The organism is Actinomyces sp. HMSC075B09 (assembly GCF_001812395.1).
GTDB classification, from domain to species: Bacteria; Actinomycetota; Actinomycetes; order Actinomycetales; family Actinomycetaceae; genus Gleimia; species Gleimia europaea.
In genome coordinates this window covers 85,498-103,277 of the sequence record NZ_KV808743.1, presented here as the reverse complement: position 1 = coordinate 103,277, position 17,780 = coordinate 85,498, and the positions used below count along the sequence as shown (strand labels likewise).

18 protein-coding genes and 1 tRNA gene are annotated in these 17,780 nt (G+C 56.7%); all 19 read left to right on the top strand.

Annotated elements, in window-relative coordinates:
* The 19 genes from HMPREF2854_RS07995 to atpA all read left to right on the top strand — a co-directional run bounded on the left by HMPREF2854_RS07995 (position 1) and on the right by atpA (position 17,777).
* A complete protein-coding gene (locus HMPREF2854_RS07995; protein WP_034506299.1) occupies positions 1-771 on the top strand; it encodes a glycerophosphodiester phosphodiesterase family protein in 771 nt (256 codons plus the stop codon).
* Between the two features lie 67 nt (positions 772-838).
* Positions 839-911, top strand: a tRNA-Arg gene (locus tag HMPREF2854_RS07990).
* Positions 912-1,030: 119 nt separating this feature from the next.
* Complete coding sequence (locus HMPREF2854_RS07985) at positions 1,031-1,480, top strand: ribose-5-phosphate isomerase (RefSeq protein ID WP_034506292.1); 450 nt, start codon at positions 1,031-1,033, stop codon at positions 1,478-1,480.
* 128 nt (positions 1,481-1,608) lie between these two features.
* Positions 1,609-3,288, top strand: a complete 1,680-nt coding sequence (argS, locus tag HMPREF2854_RS07980; RefSeq protein WP_070621239.1) for an arginine--tRNA ligase — start codon at positions 1,609-1,611, stop codon at positions 3,286-3,288.
* Positions 3,289-3,299: 11 nt separating this feature from the next.
* Positions 3,300-4,715: a diaminopimelate decarboxylase gene (gene lysA / locus HMPREF2854_RS07975; RefSeq protein WP_070621160.1), complete on the top strand. Its 1,416-nt coding sequence runs from the start codon at positions 3,300-3,302 to the stop codon at positions 4,713-4,715.
* The gene (locus tag HMPREF2854_RS07970) at positions 4,712-6,010 is read left to right on the top strand and encodes a homoserine dehydrogenase (RefSeq protein ID WP_070621159.1); all 1,299 of its coding nucleotides are present in this window, start codon (positions 4,712-4,714) and stop codon (positions 6,008-6,010) included. Before lysA ends, HMPREF2854_RS07970 begins: the two co-directional genes overlap by 4 nt.
* Complete coding sequence (gene thrB / locus HMPREF2854_RS07965) at positions 6,010-6,939, top strand: homoserine kinase (RefSeq protein WP_070621158.1); 930 nt, start codon at positions 6,010-6,012, stop codon at positions 6,937-6,939. The genes HMPREF2854_RS07970 and thrB overlap by 1 nt, the downstream gene beginning before the upstream one ends.
* A gap of 235 nt (positions 6,940-7,174) precedes the next feature.
* Entirely contained in the window at positions 7,175-8,908 is a 1,734-nt protein-coding gene (rho, locus tag HMPREF2854_RS07960) for a transcription termination factor Rho (RefSeq protein ID WP_261666691.1), read from the top strand.
* 146 nt (positions 8,909-9,054) lie between these two features.
* Entirely contained in the window at positions 9,055-9,267 is a 213-nt protein-coding gene (rpmE, locus tag HMPREF2854_RS07955; RefSeq protein WP_070621157.1) for a 50S ribosomal protein L31, read from the top strand.
* Between the two features lie 106 nt (positions 9,268-9,373).
* A complete protein-coding gene (prfA, locus tag HMPREF2854_RS07950; protein WP_261666690.1) occupies positions 9,374-10,483 on the top strand; it encodes a peptide chain release factor 1 in 1,110 nt (369 codons plus the stop codon).
* A gap of 2 nt (positions 10,484-10,485) precedes the next feature.
* Entirely contained in the window at positions 10,486-11,322 is an 837-nt protein-coding gene (prmC, locus tag HMPREF2854_RS07945) for a peptide chain release factor N(5)-glutamine methyltransferase (RefSeq protein ID WP_083309466.1), read from the top strand.
* On the top strand, positions 11,322-11,972 hold the full coding sequence (locus HMPREF2854_RS07940) for an L-threonylcarbamoyladenylate synthase (RefSeq protein WP_070621155.1): 651 nt from the start codon (positions 11,322-11,324) through the stop codon (positions 11,970-11,972). Before prmC ends, HMPREF2854_RS07940 begins: the two co-directional genes overlap by 1 nt.
* Positions 11,969-13,072 carry an MraY family glycosyltransferase gene (locus tag HMPREF2854_RS07935; protein WP_070621154.1) on the top strand — a complete coding sequence of 368 codons (1,104 nt, stop codon included), beginning with the start codon at positions 11,969-11,971 and terminating at the stop codon, positions 13,070-13,072. Before HMPREF2854_RS07940 ends, HMPREF2854_RS07935 begins: the two co-directional genes overlap by 4 nt.
* 5 nt (positions 13,073-13,077) lie before the next feature.
* Entirely contained in the window at positions 13,078-13,515 is a 438-nt protein-coding gene (locus HMPREF2854_RS07930) for a Cg1360 family ATP-synthase-associated protein (RefSeq protein WP_034506269.1), read from the top strand.
* Positions 13,516-13,714: 199 nt separating this feature from the next.
* Positions 13,715-14,467 (top strand): F0F1 ATP synthase subunit A, encoded by a 753-nt coding sequence (gene atpB / locus HMPREF2854_RS07925; protein WP_083309465.1) that lies wholly within the window; start codon positions 13,715-13,717, stop codon positions 14,465-14,467.
* A 66-nt stretch (positions 14,468-14,533) separates the two neighbouring features.
* Complete coding sequence (gene atpE / locus HMPREF2854_RS07920; RefSeq protein ID WP_016443864.1) at positions 14,534-14,737, top strand: ATP synthase F0 subunit C; 204 nt, start codon at positions 14,534-14,536, stop codon at positions 14,735-14,737.
* A gap of 1 nt (position 14,738) precedes the next feature.
* Positions 14,739-15,290, top strand: a complete 552-nt coding sequence (locus tag HMPREF2854_RS07915) for a F0F1 ATP synthase subunit B (protein ID WP_034506265.1) — start codon at positions 14,739-14,741, stop codon at positions 15,288-15,290.
* Positions 15,291-16,106, top strand: a complete 816-nt coding sequence (locus HMPREF2854_RS07910) for a F0F1 ATP synthase subunit delta (RefSeq protein ID WP_070621153.1) — start codon at positions 15,291-15,293, stop codon at positions 16,104-16,106.
* 42 nt (positions 16,107-16,148) lie between these two features.
* Entirely contained in the window at positions 16,149-17,777 is a 1,629-nt protein-coding gene (gene atpA / locus HMPREF2854_RS07905; protein ID WP_070621152.1) for a F0F1 ATP synthase subunit alpha, read from the top strand.
* Positions 17,778-17,780 lie beyond the last annotated feature (3 nt).

Here is a 17,780-nt window from a genome sequence, read left to right as displayed (position 1 = left end):
ATGTATGACGTTCCTCGTAGAGGAGCCCCGCTGGTTGTAGCGCACCGTGGCGGCGCTAATTTGGCTCCGGAAAACTCGTGGGAAGCATTCGAGAATTGCGATAGGCTCGGTTTTCACTTCGTGGAAACGGACGCTCATTTGACGGCTGATGGCCACGTGGTGTTGATACACGACCCGATTCTGGATCGAGTTTCGGACGGTTTTGGTCTTGTCTCGGCTCACACGTTGGAAGAGTTGCAAAATGTGACGATCAACGGTTCTGCGCGCGGCCCGGTTCTGCTTGCTGAGGTTTTGCAGGCTTTCCCTCATCTAGAGCTAAATATCGATGCGAAAGAAGAGGACGTTTGGCGTCCAATGATTGAGGTTATCCGCGCTCACGGTGCGATGGATAGAGTGTGTTTAGCCTCATTTGATTCGGGCCGCCTGCAGCGTATCCGCGAGGTTGCGCCGGAGATTAGCACTTCCTTGGGACAAGTGGAGGTTGCGCGCCTGTTTCTTGCCGCGCAGACGAACACGAGGCGTCTGGTTACACGACAGAATTGGCCGCGCTTCGGAGTGGTGGCCGCACAAATTCCGTTAAAGATCGGTCCTATCCGGCTGGTGTCTAAACGTTTTGTTAGTTTTGCGCATTCCTTTGGGATTGGGGTGCATGTGTGGACGCTGAATGAGCCAGAAGAGATTGTTCAAGCGCTAGATGCTGGTGTTGATGCGATCATCTCGGACGATCCGGTTTTGGTCCGTGAGATTATTCGCGCCCGCAAATCCTTGTGATCACCGGTCTCATTTAACGGTTTCTTAGCCTCCCTGGTACGATTACAACGGCTTTTCAGATAGCCAGGCCCCGATAGCTCAGCGGATAGAGCGTCTGCCTCCGGAGCAGAAGGTCGCAGGTTCGAGTCCTGTTCGGGGCGCTTTTCGTTTTGTGGCGTGAGCGGGTAAAGGCCCTTTTGATGGGCCATATTTTGCTTTTCAACTATGTTCCGCGGCTTCGTGTAATAATTAGGTAAACAATCTTTCTTTGGAGGTCGCAATGCGCGTACACATCGCAGCTGATCATGCTGGATTTGAGCTTCGGAACTACCTGATTGAAATGTTGAAGGAGGCGGGCCACGACGTCGTTGACCATGGTGCAACGCAGTACGATGCGCTCGACGCATACCCAACGATGTGTATTCCCTGTGGTGAGGCCGTGGCGGCTGAACCGGGTTCACTTGGCATCGTGATCGGTGGTAGTGGCAACGGTGAACAGATGGCCGCGAACCTCGTGAAGGGTGTTCGCGCCGCACTGGTGTGGAATGAGGCCACTGCGGTGTTGGCTCGCGAGCATAATGATGCGAATGTTATTGCAATTGGTGCCCGTCAGCACACCATGGAAGAGGCCGCTCACTTTGTGAATGTGTTTCTTGCAACGGAGTTTTCGGGCGATTCTCGTCACGCTTACCGGATTGGTTTGATGAGCGAGTACGAGAATAAGCACTGATTTATATGCACTCGAGGGCAGGTCCGGTTGCGGGCCTGCCCTTTTTGCATGCCTCGATTTCGGGTGGCTTTGTTCGCTCGGTGGGCTCTGGTTACGCGGGGCGGGGGTTTGCCTTTAAGATTGGGGACGTGACTCCTAAAGATTTAGAAAAGCTTATCCATGAGGTTCTGACCGGCTCTGTGAGCGACGGTGCGATTAGTTTGGACGCCGAGGACATCGAGCAGGATGTAACTGTGGAGCGTCCGCGTAACCGTGAGCACGGTGATTGGGCGACGAATATCGCGATGCGTCTGGCGAAGAAGGCAGGGATGAATCCGCGCGAGTTCGCGCAGATTATTGCGGATCGTTTGGCTTCCGAGGCCGGTATTGCGCAGGCTGAGGTAGCCGGCCCGGGCTTTATTAACGTCCGTTTGGATGCGGCGTCGGCCGGCGAGCTTGCGCGCACTATTTTGGAGGCGGGCGAGGATTACGGCCGTAACGAGTCACAGGTTGGCAAGCATGTGAATCTGGAATATGTGTCGGCTAATCCAACCGGCCCCATTCATCTTGGTGGCGCGCGTTGGGCGGCGGTTGGCGATTCGATGGCCCGCCTGTTGAAGGCAGCTGGCGCGGACGTTACTCGCGAGTACTACTTCAATGATCACGGTGCGCAGATTGATCGTTTTGCCCGTTCGCTGTATGCGCGTGCAAAGGGGCAGCCGGCGCCCGAGGATGGTTACGGCGGTCAGTATATTGAGGACATCGCGAAGCAGGTGATCGCTGACTCGCTTGCGGCCGGTGAGCCAAATCCGCTGGACTTGAGTGAAAGCGAGGCCGTGGAGGCGTTTCGCGCCCGCGGCGTGGAGCTCATGTTCACCGAGATTAAGGTGAAGCTAAAGGAGTTCAGGTCTGAGTTTGACGTGTTCTTCCACGAGGATTCTTTGCATGAGTCCGGCGCAGTGGATGAGGCGATTCGGATTTTGCGCGAGCGCGGCCACATTTTCGAAAAGGATGGCGCACTGTGGCTTCGCACCACCGACTTTGGTGATGATAAGGACCGTGTGCTGGTGAAGTCGGATGGCGACGCCGCTTATTTTGCGGGCGATCTGGCGTACTACTTGGATAAGAGGGCGCGCGGTGCTGATAAGGCCGTGTATCTGCTGGGTGCGGATCACCACGGTTACATCGGCCGAATGATGGCGATGTGCGCGGCGTTTGGCGATGTGCCGCATGAGAACCTGGAGATTCTGATCGGTCAGATGGTTAACCTGGTCCGCTCCGGCAAGCCGGTGCGCATGTCCAAACGTGCGGGCACGATCGTGACGCTGGATGATCTGCTGGATGCGGTCGGTGTGGATGCGGCTCGTTATTCGCTTACTCGCGCGTCAATGGATCAAAACCTCGACATCGATCTTGACCTGCTGTCGCAGAACACGAATGACAACCCGGTTTACTACGTGCAGTACGCGCATGCCCGTACAGCTAACGTGGCGCGCAACGCGGAGGAATACGGCGTTACTCGTAGCGGCGAGTTTGATCCGGCGGCGCTATCGCACCCGGCAGACGGGCAGCTTTTGGGTGTGCTCGCGCAGTACCCAACGGTGGTTGCTCAGGCGGCGGAGTTTTTGGAGCCGCATCGCGTGGCGCGTTACCTCGAAACCCTTGCTGGCGCTTACCACACTTGGTACGCGCAGTGTCGCGTGACGCCGCGTGCGGACGAAGAGGTTGATGCTGGTCACGTGGCTCGTCGCTGGTTGAACGATGCGGTGGCGCAGGTTCTGCGTAACGGTTTGGACCTACTCGGGGTGTCCGCCCCAGAGCGCATGTAGGGACTATCGGGATGAGCCACGACCTCAATAATCTTTTGGCGCCGCGGCCAAGCGAGCGGCCCGATCTGTGGCCGTGGAGTGCAAGGCATGATGGAACTGAGCTTTCGCTCGGTAAAGTCAGCGCTACGCAACTGGTGCAGTCGTACGGTTCGCCGCTGTACGTGCTGGACGAAGCCGACCTGCATGGCCGCGCGAACGTGTGGGCAACGGTTATGGCCGAGGAGTTCTGGGACGGCTATGGCATGGGCGGGGGCTCGGCGAACTACGCGGCTAAGGCCCTGATGAGCGGGCGCGTGATTGAACTGGTCACTAGCGCCGGCATGGGCGTGGATACGGCGAGCTTGGGTGAACTGACGCTCGCGCTTCGTGCGGGCGCGGATCCTGATCTGGTGGGGTTGCACGGCAACAACAAGTCGGATGAAGAACTACGTTTGGCGATCAGCGCTGGAACCCGTGGCATTGCACGAATTGTGGTTGATTCAATAGGCGAGGTGGAGCGGGTTGCTCGCATTGCCAGTGAGTTGGGCCGCCGCGCCCGAGTGATGATTCGTGTAACTACGGGTGTTCATGCTGGTGGGCATGAGTTCATTGCAACCGCGCATGAAGACCAGAAGTTCGGCTTGTCGTTGGCGTCGGGTACGGCTCTGGAGGCTGCCCGCAAAATTGCGGCACATGATTCGCTTGAGTTCATGGGATTGCACGCCCATATTGGCTCCCAGATTCGTGACCTCGAGGCGTTTGCCGAGTCCGCCTCGCGCCTGTTGTCTTTGGCAAAGCAGTTGGCTGATGAGGGCGTGGTTTGCCACGAACTTGATTTGGGTGGCGGCTACGCGATCACGTACACGGGTGCGGACCCTCAGCCCCTCGCGCCCAAGGATATTGCTCGCACGCTCGCGGGCGCTGCGCGAGAGGCGTGCGAGAAGTTTGATCTTAAAGTGCCGCATGTGTCAGTGGAGCCGGGGCGGTCGGTAATCGGCCCGGCTGTGGTGACGCTGTACCGGGTGGGCACGGTTAAAGATGTGCCGATTGAGGGAGGCTCACGCCTGTACGTGTCGGTTGATGGGGGTATGTCGGATAACATCCGTCCCGCTCTTTATGAAGCGAGGTACACGGCGCTGCTGGCTAACAGGGTTTCGGATGCGCCGCTGCGCTTGGCTCGCGTGGTGGGTAAGCACTGCGAGTCCGGTGACATAGTGGTTTCTGATGTGGCATTGCCTGGTGATATTCACGAGGGTGATGTGCTTGCTGTGCCCGCAACGGGCGCGTACGGGCATTCGATGTCGTCGAACTACAACATGCTGACTCGTCCGGGCACGCTCGGCGTGGGCATGGGGGAGCCGCATTGGCTGATTTATCCGGAAAAGCTCGAGGATTTGTTTGCGCGTGACGCCGCGCTAAACACCGCTGAACTTGTGGAGGAAAAGTGAGTAGTGTTCAAAAGATTGCCGTTTTAGGTGCGGGCACGGTTGGTTCGCAGGTGATTCGTCTGATTGAGGAGCACCAGGCGGATCTGGCCGCGCGGGCCGGGGCTCGTTTGCAGGTTCAGTCGGTGCTGGTGCGCGATGTGAACGCGAAGCGTGATTTTGAGGTTCATCCTGCTCTGCTCACTACGGATGCGAATGAGGCGATCGACGGGGCCGACATTGTGATCGAGCTGATCGGCGGTATTGAGCCTGCGTTCACGTATGTGAAGCGTGCCCTCGGTAATGGTTCAACGGTGATTACTGGCAATAAGGCTCTGCTGGCCCAGCACGGCGCGGAGCTCTATGAGCTTGCGGAACAAAACGACACTGATCTTTATTACGAGGCCGCCGTGGCCGGTGCGATTCCGATTGTGTACGGATTGCGTGAGTCGATCGCGGGTGACCGGGTGAATCGCCTGGTTGGAATCGTGAATGGCACTACTAACTTCATCCTTGATCAGATGACCACAACGGGGGCAACGTACGAGGATGCGCTGGCAAGGGCGCAGGAGCTTGGTTTTGCCGAGGCTGACCCCACGGCTGATGTTGAGGGACTTGATGCCGCTGCGAAGTGCTCAATTATGGCTTCGCTCGCATTCCACACGCGCGTTTCGATGGCAGATGTTAAGGCGCAGGGGATTAGTAGCATTACTGCTCAGGACATCGCGCAGGCTGCGAAGTCGGACATGGTAATTAAGCTGATCGCGGTGGCGGAGCGTTCTAGCGCGACTGGTGAAGAAGGCATTACTGCGGCGGTCTATCCCGCTTTGATCCCGGTTTCACACCCTCTGGCCACGGTTTCTGGTGCATTTAACGCGATCTTATTGGACAACGAGTCTGCTGGCCGTCTTATGTTCTATGGTCAGGGTGCGGGAGGCGCGCCCACGGCCTCGGCGGTACTGTCTGACCTGGTGGCGGGCGCTTCACACCGGGTTTTGGGTGGCCATGCGCCGCGCGAGTCGCGGTACGCGAAGCTACCGATTTTGAGTCCGGGTATGGCGTCTTCTCGCTTCCAGGTTTCTTTGCTGGTTGCAGATAGGCCGGGCGTGCTTGCCGAAGTTGCGGGCGTGTTTGGGCAAAGCGGCATTTCGCTGATCACTGTCTCGCAAGAGATGACTAAGCCGGGGGAGGCCACGCGGGTAACCCTGTCTACCAGCGCTACGTCGGGAAAGAGCATGGATGGAGTCCTCGCTGAGCTACGCGATTTGCCCGTAGTGGTTGAGGTCGCATCGGTGTTCCGAATTGAGGGTGAGGCATAATGCGCCTCACAAATGATTTTGTTCGGGTGAAGGTGCCGGCAACGTCGGCAAACTTGGGTCCGGGTTTTGACCACGCGGGGTTGGCGCTTGGTATTTTTGACGAGGTCGAGCTACGCGCGGTTGTGGGCGAAACATTCGTGCAGGTGATGGGCCACGGCGCGGGGAAGGTTCCCGAGGGCGAGGACAATCTGATTGTCCGTTCGGTGCGCAAGGGGCTCGAATACTTGGATATGCCGCAGGTCGGCCTGCGGATGGTGGCGCGTAATCGAATTCCCCACGGTGCGGGTATGGGTTCGTCAGCGGCTGCCGCAGTGGCTGGTTTGATGTTGGCACGCGGCCTGGTGGGCGAAGAATCGATGTCGTTGGGCGAGGTGTTCCAGCTGGCTACGCAGATTGAGGGCCACCCGGATAATGCTGCCCCAGCTATTTTTGGCGGAGTAACGTTCTCTTGGATGGGGAAGGAAGCGAAAACGGTTGTGCGGCCGCCGCGCGAAGGCCTTGACGCTTGGGTTTTAACGCCAAAGTTCGAGGTTTCAACCAAGCAGGCCCGGGCAGCGCTCCCAAAGCAGGTTCCGCTCGAAGATGCCACGTTTAATCTCTCGAGGGCGTCGCTTCTTGCTTTGATTCTTTCGGGTCAAGCACCTTTGGAACATCTGATGGATGCGACTGAGGATCGCCTCCACCAGGCACAGCGCGCTAAGGCAATGCCATCAACTTACGATCTGGTGCAGTATTTGCGTGGCGAGGGCCTACCCGCTGTAGTTTCCGGCGCGGGTCCGTCGGTGCTTGTGTTTGGAACGCTTGATCCGCAACTTGTGGACGAGGCGAAGGCTGCCGGCTGGACGGTGAAGAATCCTGGTATTACGGCGGCTGGCGCGTCTATGGAGGCTTCTCGTGAGGGTGGGGAGAGCCCAATTGCGGGCCTGTAGGTCCTCGCGGCTTGTGTATATTTTCAAAACGAGTGTTTTGCTGATAGCATTGGGAGCGGCTCGTTGAGCCACTGCTAACTACTGTTAGCTATCTAAATCTTCCATCTTGCGTTTAGCGCCGGGAAGAATGCATTCTCATCTTTTGTGTCTCTTTCTTCCTGTATCAATGATGGAAACGCTCCTGCTTTAATAGCAGTCTTTCATGGCCTATGGCCGGTAAAAGTAAGGAAATTCGTTGAGCGAAAACCCAACTACTAAAAAGCGCCCACTGTCGCAGATGCGTCTTGCTGAACTGCGTGAAGTTGCCACTGAAATGGGACTTCAGGACACGGCGAAGATGCGTAAAGCTGAACTTCTGGCAGCGATTCGAGGCGCGCAGGGATCGAAACCGCAGTCGGAAGAAAACTCGCAGGCTAAATCTGGGCAGAAGCGCACAGAGAAGAAGCGTGAGGATTCGACTCCTGCCTCCAAGAGTGAGTCAACCGGCAAAGAGGACTCCGCTGAGCCTCGTCGTAGGCGCCGCCGTGCGGAGAGCAATGGGGGAACCCCGGCAGCCATCCAGTTGGATGTGAAGGCGGAGCTGGGGCAGCCTCAAGATTCGCACGACGGAGCTGGCACTACGAACCTGCTTGATGAGATCAAGCTACCTTCGGCAGAAGATTCACATTCCGATGATGGAGCGGATGGCGACCACGGCTCAAACCGCAGGCGAAACAAGCGCAACAACCGCGATAACAACCGCGATGGCAGAGACCGCGATGACCGTGGTCGTAGGCGTCGTGGTCGGGATCGCACGAAGCGTCGTCGCGATGATGAAGAGCCGCAGTTGCAAGAAGATGACGTATTGATTCCGGTTGCAGGCATTTTGGACGTACAGAATAACCACGCGTTTGTTCGTACTTCCGGTTACTTACCTGGGCCGAATGACGTTTACGTAACCCTTGGCAACGTGCGTCGTTGGAACCTGCGTCCGGGTGATGCGATTGTTGGTTCTATCCGTGAGCCGCGTCAGAACGAGCGGCAGCGTCAGAAGTACAACGCCCTTGTTGCGGTTGATTCGATCAATGGCATTTCGGTCGAGCAGGCTGGCGAACGCCCCGAATTTTCGAAGCTAACCCCGCTTTACCCGGATGAGCACCTGCGTCTTGAGACCACGCCGAAGGCAATCACACCGCGCATCATTGATCTCGTGGCCCCAATTGGTAAGGGACAGCGTGGCTTGATCGTTTCGCCGCCTAAGGCAGGTAAGACGATCATCATGCAGCAGATGGCTAATGCGATTTCGCAGAACAATCCGGATGTGCACCTGATGGTTGTTCTCGTGGATGAGCGTCCTGAAGAGGTCACCGATATGCGTCGCACGGTTAAGGGCGAGGTCATTGCCTCGACGTTTGACCGTCCTGCCTCGGACCACACGATCGTTGCAGAGCTCGCAATTGAGCGCGCTAAGCGCCTGGTTGAACTGGGTCACGACGTGGTTGTTCTACTCGATTCGATCACGCGCCTCGGCCGCGCATACAACCTGGCAGCGCCGGCTTCTGGTCGCATCCTGTCCGGTGGTGTGGATGCTTCGGCACTGTACCCGCCCAAGAAGTTCTTTGGTGCTGCGCGTAATGTCGAAGAGGGCGGTTCGCTCACGATTATCGCTTCGGCTCTTGTGGAGACTGGTTCGAAGATGGATGAGGTTATCTTCGAAGAGTTCAAGGGCACGGGCAACATGGAGTTGCGCTTGTCGCGCCAGCTGTCTGAGCGTCGCATTTACCCGGCGGTTGATGTCAATGCTTCGGGTACGAGGCGTGAAGAGATGCTGTTTAAGAAGGAAGAGCTTGCGATCATGTGGCGTCTGCGTCGGGTGCTTGGCCAGCTCGATCAGCAGCAGGCGCTTGAGCTTATGCTTGATAAGTTGAAGGACACGCAAAACAACGCGGAGTTCCTCATGGCGATCGCAAAGACGACGCCAAAAGACTAGCGGGGACCGGCCGTAGATAGTGACCTATTGTACGGCCGGCCACCTGGAAATTAGTGGCCAAACCTGGCAGACTAAACGGCGGTTCCGGTTCACCAGCGAATTAAGCGTCTGGACCCGGCATCCTCGAATTCCTTAAGGAGAAAACCATGAAGCAGGGTGTACACCCCGATTACAAGGCAGTGCACGTGACGTGCACCTGCGGCAATGAGTTTGATACGGCATCGACTTTGGGCGAAGATCAGCTTCGCGTTGATGTTTGCTCGAACTGCCACCCGTTCTACACCGGCAAGCAGAAGATTCTTGATACCGGTGGTCGCGTGGCTCGCTTCGAGGCTCGCTACGGTAAGCGTAAGCGCTAGTTATTTTTCGGCGGCGCCGCGCCCAGGTTTGGGGCGTGGCGCCGCTGCTGTATTTTGGACGTAGGGAGCCGCTAAGCCGGCCAGTTTGATGAAAAGCGAGGACCAAGTGGGTCAAGATTACAGCCACGAATTGCAGGCGGTTGAGCCTTTGCTTCAGGAGTATCGGGAGGTTGAGCTTCAACTTGCTGATCCGCAGGTGCTGGGCGATAGGGCGCGTTCGCGCAAGCTTGCGAAGCGCTTTTCAGAGCTGGGCGCAGTGAAGGCGGTTGCTGATCGGTTCACGCAGGCGCTGGGAGATTTTGAGGCGGCGCAGGAGATGGCGGAGCTCGATGATGAGTTCGCGGCGGAGTTGCCCGGTATGGAGCAGGCTCTGGAGAAAGCTCACGACAAGCTGGTGCGCACGTTGGTCCCGCGTGATCCCTCTGATGCTGATGATGTGATTTTGGAAGTGAAGGCCGGTGAGGGCGGCGAGGAGTCGGCGCTGTTTGCGGCTGATCTTGCCCGCATGTATACGCGTTACGCGGAGACGAAGGGCTGGAAGGTCAAGGAGTTGTCTTCAACGCCTACGGGCCTGGGTGGTTTGAAGGAAATCTCGCTGTCTATTGCTTCGAAAGGTAACGTGGCGCCGGAGGACGGCGTATGGGCGAACTTGAAGTTCGAAGGCGGCGTGCACCGCGTGCAGCGAGTGCCGGTTACGGAGTCGCAGGGACGTGTGCACACTTCCGCTGCGGGCGTGATCGTGGTTCCTGAAGTCGAGGACGACGATGAAGAGATCGAGATTGATCAAAATGATCTGCGCATCGACGTGTATCGTTCGTCAGGTCCGGGTGGGCAGTCGGTGAACACAACGGACTCGGCGGTGCGTATTACGCATATTCCGTCGGGCATTGTGGTGTCGATGCAGAACGAGAAGTCGCAGATTCAAAACCGTGAGGCTGCTATGCGCGTGTTGAAGGCGCGTTTGATTCAAAAGCAGCGTGAGGAGCGCGAGGCGGAGGAAGCTGCGGTGCGCCAGTCGCAGGTACGTTCGATGGACCGTTCGGAGCGTATTCGCACTTACAACTTCCCTGAAAACCGCATTGCTGACCACCGCACGGGGTACAAGGCGTATAACTTGTCGAACGTGCTCGATGGTGACCTGGGTCCGGTGATTGATTCTGCTATCGTCATGGACGAGCAGGAACGCATGGACGCGGCTGGTCAGTCAAAAGAGTAGTAGTGAACCCACTGAGCCTATTTCGCGAGCAGGTGCAAACCCTTGCCCGCGCCGGTGTTGATAGCGCCGAGGCTGATGCGCGTGCGATTTTTGAGACCACACTCAGCGAGCCGATGTATATGTGGCCGCGCGAGATCGAGCCGGATGATGTGCGGGCAATAGAGGTGATGATTGCGCGTCGGGCGTCTCGCGAGCCGCTACAGCACGTGCTCGGGAAAATGTGGTTTTATGGCCTCGAACTTGGGGCTGGCCCCGGCGTGTTTTGTGTGCGGCCCGAAACAGAGGTCCTGGCGAAATGGGCAATTGACGCTATTGGGAGCCAGCCGGCCGCGGTATTGGATCTGTGCACCGGTTCGGGAGCACTTGCGTTAGCAGTTGCGGCAAATACGCGCGGCGCGGATGTGGTTGCATTGGAGAAGTCGCAGGAGGCCTGTGCGGCCGCTCGCGCTAATGCCGAGTCCCTCGGCCTAAAGGTGCCGGTGATTCAAGGCGACGCGCTGATATTCAACCCGCAGTGGGAGGCCAAATTCGATCTAGTGGTATCTAATCCTCCCTACGTGCCGCCCAGGCAGTTGGCGCCGGAGCTCGATTTTGATCCCCCACAGGCCCTGTGGGGTGGGGGCGATGACGGCCTGGACTTTGTGCGCGGTCTAGTTCCGCTGATCTACCGGTATTTGAAACCGGGCGGACGATTCGGCATGGAACATGATGACACACAGGGGGAGGCCATTCGCGAGATTGCGAGAGACGCCGGATTTGCGAACGTCTCCACGATCTCGGATTTGAATGAGCGCCCCCGGTTTGTTGTAGCTCAAAAACCGTTAGGTGAATGTAGATAATGGAAAGCATGAAAGTGGATGCGCGCGAGGGAATTTCGCCGTCTGATGCGCAGGCCGTGAAGAAGATTGTTGAGGCCGGTGGCTTGTTGGTTTTGCCTACCGACACGGTGTATGGCATTGGGGCAGACCCGTATTCAACTAACGCGGTAAATGCAGTGTTAGCTGCGAAGGGGAGGGGGCGGCAGATGCCCCCGCCGGTGCTCATCGCGGATCCGGAGGATGCCGCCAGAGTGAGTTCGCAGCTGAATGAGGTCGCGCATCGCCTGATAGGTGCGTTCTGGCCGGGCGCCCTCACGCTGATCGTGAAAGCAGCGGAGGGGATCCGCTTTGATCTGGGCGATATTAAAGATACGGTTGCGATCCGAATGCCTAACCACGAGGCAACGCTGGGAGTTTTGCGCGCGGTTGGTCCTCTAGCGGTGACTTCTGCGAACCTGACCGGACAACCTGCGGCAACAAGTGTTGAAGAGGCAATAGAATATTTTGGCGAGGGCGTTGACTGCTACATCGATTCGGGGCCAACTCCAGGCCCTGTACCCTCGACAATTATCGACGTTACGGCTGACGTTCCGGTTCTGCTTCGAGCCGGCATGATTTCGGTTGCAGACATCGAGGCGGCCTGCGGTCAGAAAGTGCTTATTAACAAGTGAAGCTCTACATTCTAGTGATGGTGCTAGCGGCGGGAATCACGTTTGTGATGACCGCGATAATGCGACGCCTATCGCTGGAGTGGCGCGTGCTTACGCCAGTTCGAGAAAGGGACGTGCACACCGTGCCAACACCTCGTCTTGGCGGTGTAGGAATGGCAATAGGGTTTATCGTTGCCATGCTGTTCGCGTCTCGGCTCGACTATTTCGATCCCGTGTTTCAAACGGGCACACCCTGGGCAGTGATGATTGGCGTGCTCGCAATCGCATTGCTGGGCCTCGTGGATGATATTTGGGAGCTAGACTGGCTGGCCAAGTTGGCAGGCCAGATTTTGGTTGCTGTGTTCATGGCCTACTTCGGCGTGCAGCTGATTTCGTTTCCGATATTCGGTATTACTATCGGTTCTTCTAATCTGTCACTGTTCGTAACTATCTTCATGTTCGTGGCCATCATGAATGCGGTGAATTTCGTAGACGGGTTGGATGGCCTCGCTGCAGGTGTTGTAGGGATAGGCGCGTTTTCTTTCTTCGTGTATTCCTACATGCTTACCCGCGTTACCGGGGCGCTGACCTACGCTACGACATCGTCTCTGATCGTTGCGGTACTGGTTGGCATTTGCGTTGGATTCTTGCCGCACAACTTTCACCCGGCCTCAATCTTTATGGGAGATTCCGGCGCTCTTACGTTGGGTACGATCGTTGCAGCCGCGGGCATTATCGTTACCGGCCAGATTGATCCGAGTGTGCTGGGCACAGAGCAGGTCATTACCGGTTTGCTCCCTATAGTTTTGCCCCTGCTGGTGATAGTCATTCCGCTGGTAGACATGACTCTGGCTGTTTTCCGGCGTTTACGGGCCGGTAAATCACCGTTCCAAGCTGATCGAATGCACCTTCATCACCGCCTGCTCAACCTGGGGCACAGTCAGGTGGGGGTCGTGATGATCATGTATCTGTGGACCGCTGTGATTACGTTCTCTGCGGTCGCGCTTATCGTGTTCAGCCCCAAGCAGGTAGCCGCCGTGGCGATTCCTGCGGTGATCATTAGTATTGTGTTTACGGTTCGATTCTTGCCGGGCTTGCGGCAGAAGATGCAAAGGAAGTGACGCGAATGTCTACACCGCTAGTACCCACCGATGCGCTTCGCGCCGCGGTTTCAAAAACTGTGAAGAACGTTTTGAAAGTTTCCGTGGTTGTCGCGGTCCTGGCGGGCGCTGTCGCTTATTTCTCCGGAGGCGCCTTGGCGGGTGTTTCTGGTCTTATTGGGGGAGTAGTCGGTATTTTGCTCGCCCTGGTTACTTGGTTCACCATGTCACTGGCGATGAAGAATCTGGATTCGCAGGCTGCTCTGATGGTGGGCGACTACCTATTCAAGGTCGTGGTAGTCATTGCAACCGTGTTGATTGTGAAGAATCTTACGGGGCTCAACCATACGGCGCTGGGCCTCGCCCTCATCCTTTCGGTGATTGCGCAGGCAGCCGTGCAGACGTGGACGTTGGCAAGCTCTAAAGTGCCAACCATAGATCTGCCTAAGGATGAAAAAGAATAGTAAAATGTGCGTTCGGGCGAAAGTGATCCTGATAGCATTATCTAGGTTTTTGCATTAGGCGAGCTCAGACCGTATACAGTATGGGGTATATTCCTCATGTACGGTGTAGGGCCGTAACACTTCTACCAGGGGGTGCATCCTGTTCTCCGCAACAGTGTTGTCCGCTTTGACAATGGCTAGTCAAGGACCAGTTTCAGCAATGCCGGGAATTGGGGACTTCTTCCCTCCAGCGTTTGCCTTTGAGGGCACGATCTTCGAAATGAACCGTTTGGTTCTCGTTCGTCTTATCGCTACGGTGCTTCTGGTGCTCGTATTTTCGATTGGGGCATCGAGGGCGAAGCTGATCCCCACTAAGGGACAGTCGATTCTCGAAGGTTTGATTGTGTTCATTCGCGACAAGGTTGCGATTGAGACTCTCGGAGAGAAGAACGGACGTAAGTACGCGCCGATCCTCACGGTGATCTTCCTTGGCGTGCTGTTCATGAACATTACGGGTGTTATTCCGGGCTTGAACATCGCGGCTTCGTCCGTGGTGGCTGTGCCGCTTGGTTTCGCACTGATTTCGTATGTGGTGTTCGTGGGCGCGGGGATTAAGCACCTGGGCGCTGGGCAGTTCTTTAAGAATCAGCTATTTCCCCCGGGCGTGCCCTGGCCTCTGTACATTTTGTTAACGCCCATTGAGTTCCTGTCAACGTTCATTATTCGTCCGGCAACGCTGACCATCCGTTTGTTGGCAAACATGCTGGCGGGGCACCTGATGCTCGCTCTGACATTTTTTGGAACTCACTTCTTGTTCTTCGAGGCCGCGGGCGCGCTGAAGGGCGTTGCGGTTCTAACGTTCGCAGGCGCGATTGGTATTACCGCGTTTGAGATTTTCGTGGCCGGTTTGCAGGCATTCATTTTCTCGATCCTGACGGCCGTTTACATCAAGACTTCTATTGAGACCCACTAGGCAGTAAGCCAAAAACAGACTCCTTGGCGCAAAAGCGCCTTGGCAACATAGAGAAGGAAAGCAAACATGACTGGTTCGATCGCAGCAGTAGGCTACGGCATCGCAACGCTTGGTCCGGGTATTGGCCTGGGCTACATGATTGGCAAGACGCAGGAAGCTACCGCCCGCCAGCCGGAGGTCGCATCCAAGCTCTCGACGAACATGTACATTGGTCTAGCTCTTATTGAGGCGCTGGGCCTCATCGGCCTTGTTCCGGGATTGATCTTCTAGCATGACGATCCTACCCGCAACAGCTCAGGCGGCAGAAGAGCCCAACATTTTGTTGCCGCCGCTATACGACATCGTATGGCAGCTGATTGTGTTGATCATCATCGGACTTGTTCTTTACAAGTACGCACTTCCTAAGTTCAACGCGATCCTAGATGAGCGTGCACAAAAGATTGAAGAAGGGCTGAACGCAGCTGATCGGGCGAAGGAAGCCGAGGCGCTGGCAAAGCGTGAGGCTGAAGAGCTGATCCAGGTTGCGAATGCTGATGCAGGTCGCATCCGTTCCGACGCTAGTGAAGACGCTAAGTCGATTGTGGCGGCAGCGCGCAAGGAGGCCGAAGCTGAGGCTGAGCGCATCTTGTCGAACGCACAGCGTCAGATTCAGGCGGAGCGCCAGGCGGCTGAAATCTCACTCAAGTCTGAGATTGGGATTCTTGCCACCGAACTTGCAGAGAAGATTGTTGGTGAACACCTGAAGGACAGCGAGCTTACGGCTCGTATTGTTGATAGGTTCCTCGACGATCTCGAATCTGAAACTACAGTACAGGAGTCTTAAATGCGTGCAGCGAGTGAGAACAGCTACCAGGCTGGACTCAAGGTGCTAACTGATGCCTTGCGCTCGGACGCTGATGCAATGGCGGTTGCCGAAAATCTTTACGGAATTTCGGACCTGTTGCGTGAATCAGGGCGCGTGGCTCACGCGCTTACCGATCCGGGCAGAACCGAGGCGGACAAGCGCCAGCTTGCGCATGATCTTCTGGCCAACGGAGTTGAGCCCCAAACTATCGAGATCATGCAGACTCTGGCCAGCAAGCGCTGGTCGAGCTCCCGTGACCTTGAGGTTGCGGCTGAACAGCTCGGCAATGAAGCGGTGTTTAGTGCTGCTGCGCAGGCCGGTCAGCTGAAGCAGGTTGAAGAAGAGCTTTTCGCGGTGCATAACTTCCTTGCGGATAATCGCGAGCTTCGCATTAATCTGTCTGATCTGGGTGTCGGTTCTGCTCATGACCGTGCTCATTTTGCGGCACGTTTCTTCGCAGATGCGCTCACTCCGTTCTCGTCGCGCCTGTTGCGACGTCAGGTTCGCCTCTCAATTCATGGCAGGTTGCTGTCATTGATCCGCGAAATCACGCACCAGGCGGCTTCTCGTCGCGGTCGCTTGTTCGCCACGGTCACATCGGCATCCCCGCTATCTCAAACCCAGGTCGAGCGTCTCCAAAAGATTCTCGAAGCTAGGTATCAAAGCGCCGTTGCAGTTAATACCGAAGTGGATCCGTCGCTCCTTGGCGGTCTTCACATCGAGGTAGATGGTGACGGCATCAATGCAACAGTGAAATCCAACTTGGCTAAAGCTAAACGAGAGTTGGTGCGCTGAACCCCATGTTTTCAACATTTCTAAACGGTAAGGAAAAGCTCAATGGCTGAACTTTCTATCCGGCCCGAACAAATCCGGGCGGCTCTGGACAGCTTCGTAGAATCCTACGAGCCGTCGGAATCCGCTGTGGAGGAAATCGGCCACGTCACCCTAGCTGCTGACGGTATTGCACACGTCGAAGGCCTACCTGGCGTTATGGCCAATGAGCTCCTCCGCTTTGAAGATGGAACTCTCGGACTTGCATCGAACCTCGATATTCGCGAAATCGGCGTCATCATCCTCGGCGATTACACGAACATTGAGGAGGGCCAGCAGGTTCGTCGCACCGGCGAGGTCCTCTCAGTTCCGGTAGGTGATGGCTACCTCGGTCGCGTGGTTGATCCGCTGGGTAACCCGATTGATGGCCTTGGTGAGATCACGGATCTTGAGGGCATGCGCGCACTGGAGTTGCAGGCTCCTGGCGTGATGATGCGTAAGTCGGTGCACGAACCGCTTGAAACTGGCCTTAAGGCTATTGACTCGATGATTCCTATTGGCCGTGGTCAGCGTCAGTTGATCATTGGTGACCGTCAGACGGGTAAGACGCAGATTGCTCTTGACGCGATCATGAATCAGCGCGCCAACTGGGAGTCGGGTGACCCGAAGAAGCAGGTTCGTTGCATTTACGTGGCTATTGGCCAGAAGGGCTCAACGATCGCAGCTGTTCGCGGTGCCCTCGAAGAGGCCGGCGCGATGGAGTACACGACGATCGTGGCCTCCCCAGCATCGGATCCGGCAGGCTTTAAGTACTTGGCTCCGTACACGGGCTCGGCTATTGGCCAGCACTGGATGTACGACGGCAAGCACGTCCTCATTGTTTTTGACGATCTTTCGAAGCAGGCGGAAGCATACCGCGCGGTATCGCTCCTTCTCCGTCGTCCGCCGGGCCGTGAAGCTTACCCCGGTGACGTCTTCTACTTGCACTCGCGCCTCCTTGAACGCTGCGCGAAGCTTTCCGATGAACTCGGTGGTGGCTCCATGACGGGTCTGCCGATCATCGAGACGAAGGCAAACGACGTTTCCGCTTACATCCCAACGAACGTTATTTCGATTACGGACGGCCAGATCTTCCTACAGTCCGACCTCTTTAACGCCAACCAGCGTCCGGCAGTGGATGTTGGTATTTCCGTGTCGCGTGTTGGTGGCGACGCGCAGATTAAGGCCATGAAGAAGGTTTCGGGCACGCTGAAGATCACGCTTGCGCAGTACCGCTCAATGGCAGCTTTCGCGATGTTCGCGTCGGACCTTGATGCGACCACCAGGGCGCAGCTGACCCGCGGTGAACGCCTCATGGAGTTGCTGAAGCAGTCGCAGGCTAACCCGTATCCGATTGAGGATCAGGTTGCTTCGATCTGGATGGGCACCAACGGCTACTTGGATGATATTCCGGTTGCTGACGTTGCTCGTTTTGAAAGGGGCCTGCTTGATTACCTGCGTTCACGCACCGGCGTTCTGACCACCATCAAGGAGACGGGCCTGCTGGAGGATGACACTCTGGAAGCTTTGAAGGAAGGCGTTGAGGCCTACCACAGCTCGTTCGTTTCCGCGGAGGGTCTGGCACCCGAAGCCGCAGACGGCGAGGCAGAAGCGGAGCGCACGCAAGAGCAGATCGTTCGCGGTAAGAAGGCCTGATCA

What these genes read in the sequence shown, in the direction of transcription:
- HMPREF2854_RS07995 (WP_034506299.1), top strand. Translation starts at nt 1, where the DNA reads ATGTATGACGTTCCTCGTAGAGGAGCCCCGCTGGTTGTAGCGCACCGT.
- HMPREF2854_RS07985 (WP_034506292.1), top strand. Translation starts at nt 1,031, where the DNA reads ATGCGCGTACACATCGCAGCTGATCATGCTGGATTTGAGCTTCGGAAC.
- lysA (WP_070621160.1), top strand. Translation starts at nt 3,300, where the DNA reads ATGAGCCACGACCTCAATAATCTTTTGGCGCCGCGGCCAAGCGAGCGG.
- thrB (WP_070621158.1), top strand. Translation starts at nt 6,010, where the DNA reads ATGCGCCTCACAAATGATTTTGTTCGGGTGAAGGTGCCGGCAACGTCG.
- rpmE (WP_070621157.1), top strand. Translation starts at nt 9,055, where the DNA reads ATGAAGCAGGGTGTACACCCCGATTACAAGGCAGTGCACGTGACGTGC.
- HMPREF2854_RS07940 (WP_070621155.1), top strand. Translation starts at nt 11,322, where the DNA reads ATGGAAAGCATGAAAGTGGATGCGCGCGAGGGAATTTCGCCGTCTGAT.
- HMPREF2854_RS07930 (WP_034506269.1), top strand. Translation starts at nt 13,078, where the DNA reads ATGTCTACACCGCTAGTACCCACCGATGCGCTTCGCGCCGCGGTTTCA.
- atpB (WP_083309465.1), top strand. Translation starts at nt 13,715, where the DNA reads ATGCCGGGAATTGGGGACTTCTTCCCTCCAGCGTTTGCCTTTGAGGGC.
- atpE (WP_016443864.1), top strand. Translation starts at nt 14,534, where the DNA reads ATGACTGGTTCGATCGCAGCAGTAGGCTACGGCATCGCAACGCTTGGT.
- HMPREF2854_RS07915 (WP_034506265.1), top strand. Translation starts at nt 14,739, where the DNA reads ATGACGATCCTACCCGCAACAGCTCAGGCGGCAGAAGAGCCCAACATT.
- HMPREF2854_RS07910 (WP_070621153.1), top strand. Translation starts at nt 15,291, where the DNA reads ATGCGTGCAGCGAGTGAGAACAGCTACCAGGCTGGACTCAAGGTGCTA.
- atpA (WP_070621152.1), top strand. Translation starts at nt 16,149, where the DNA reads ATGGCTGAACTTTCTATCCGGCCCGAACAAATCCGGGCGGCTCTGGAC.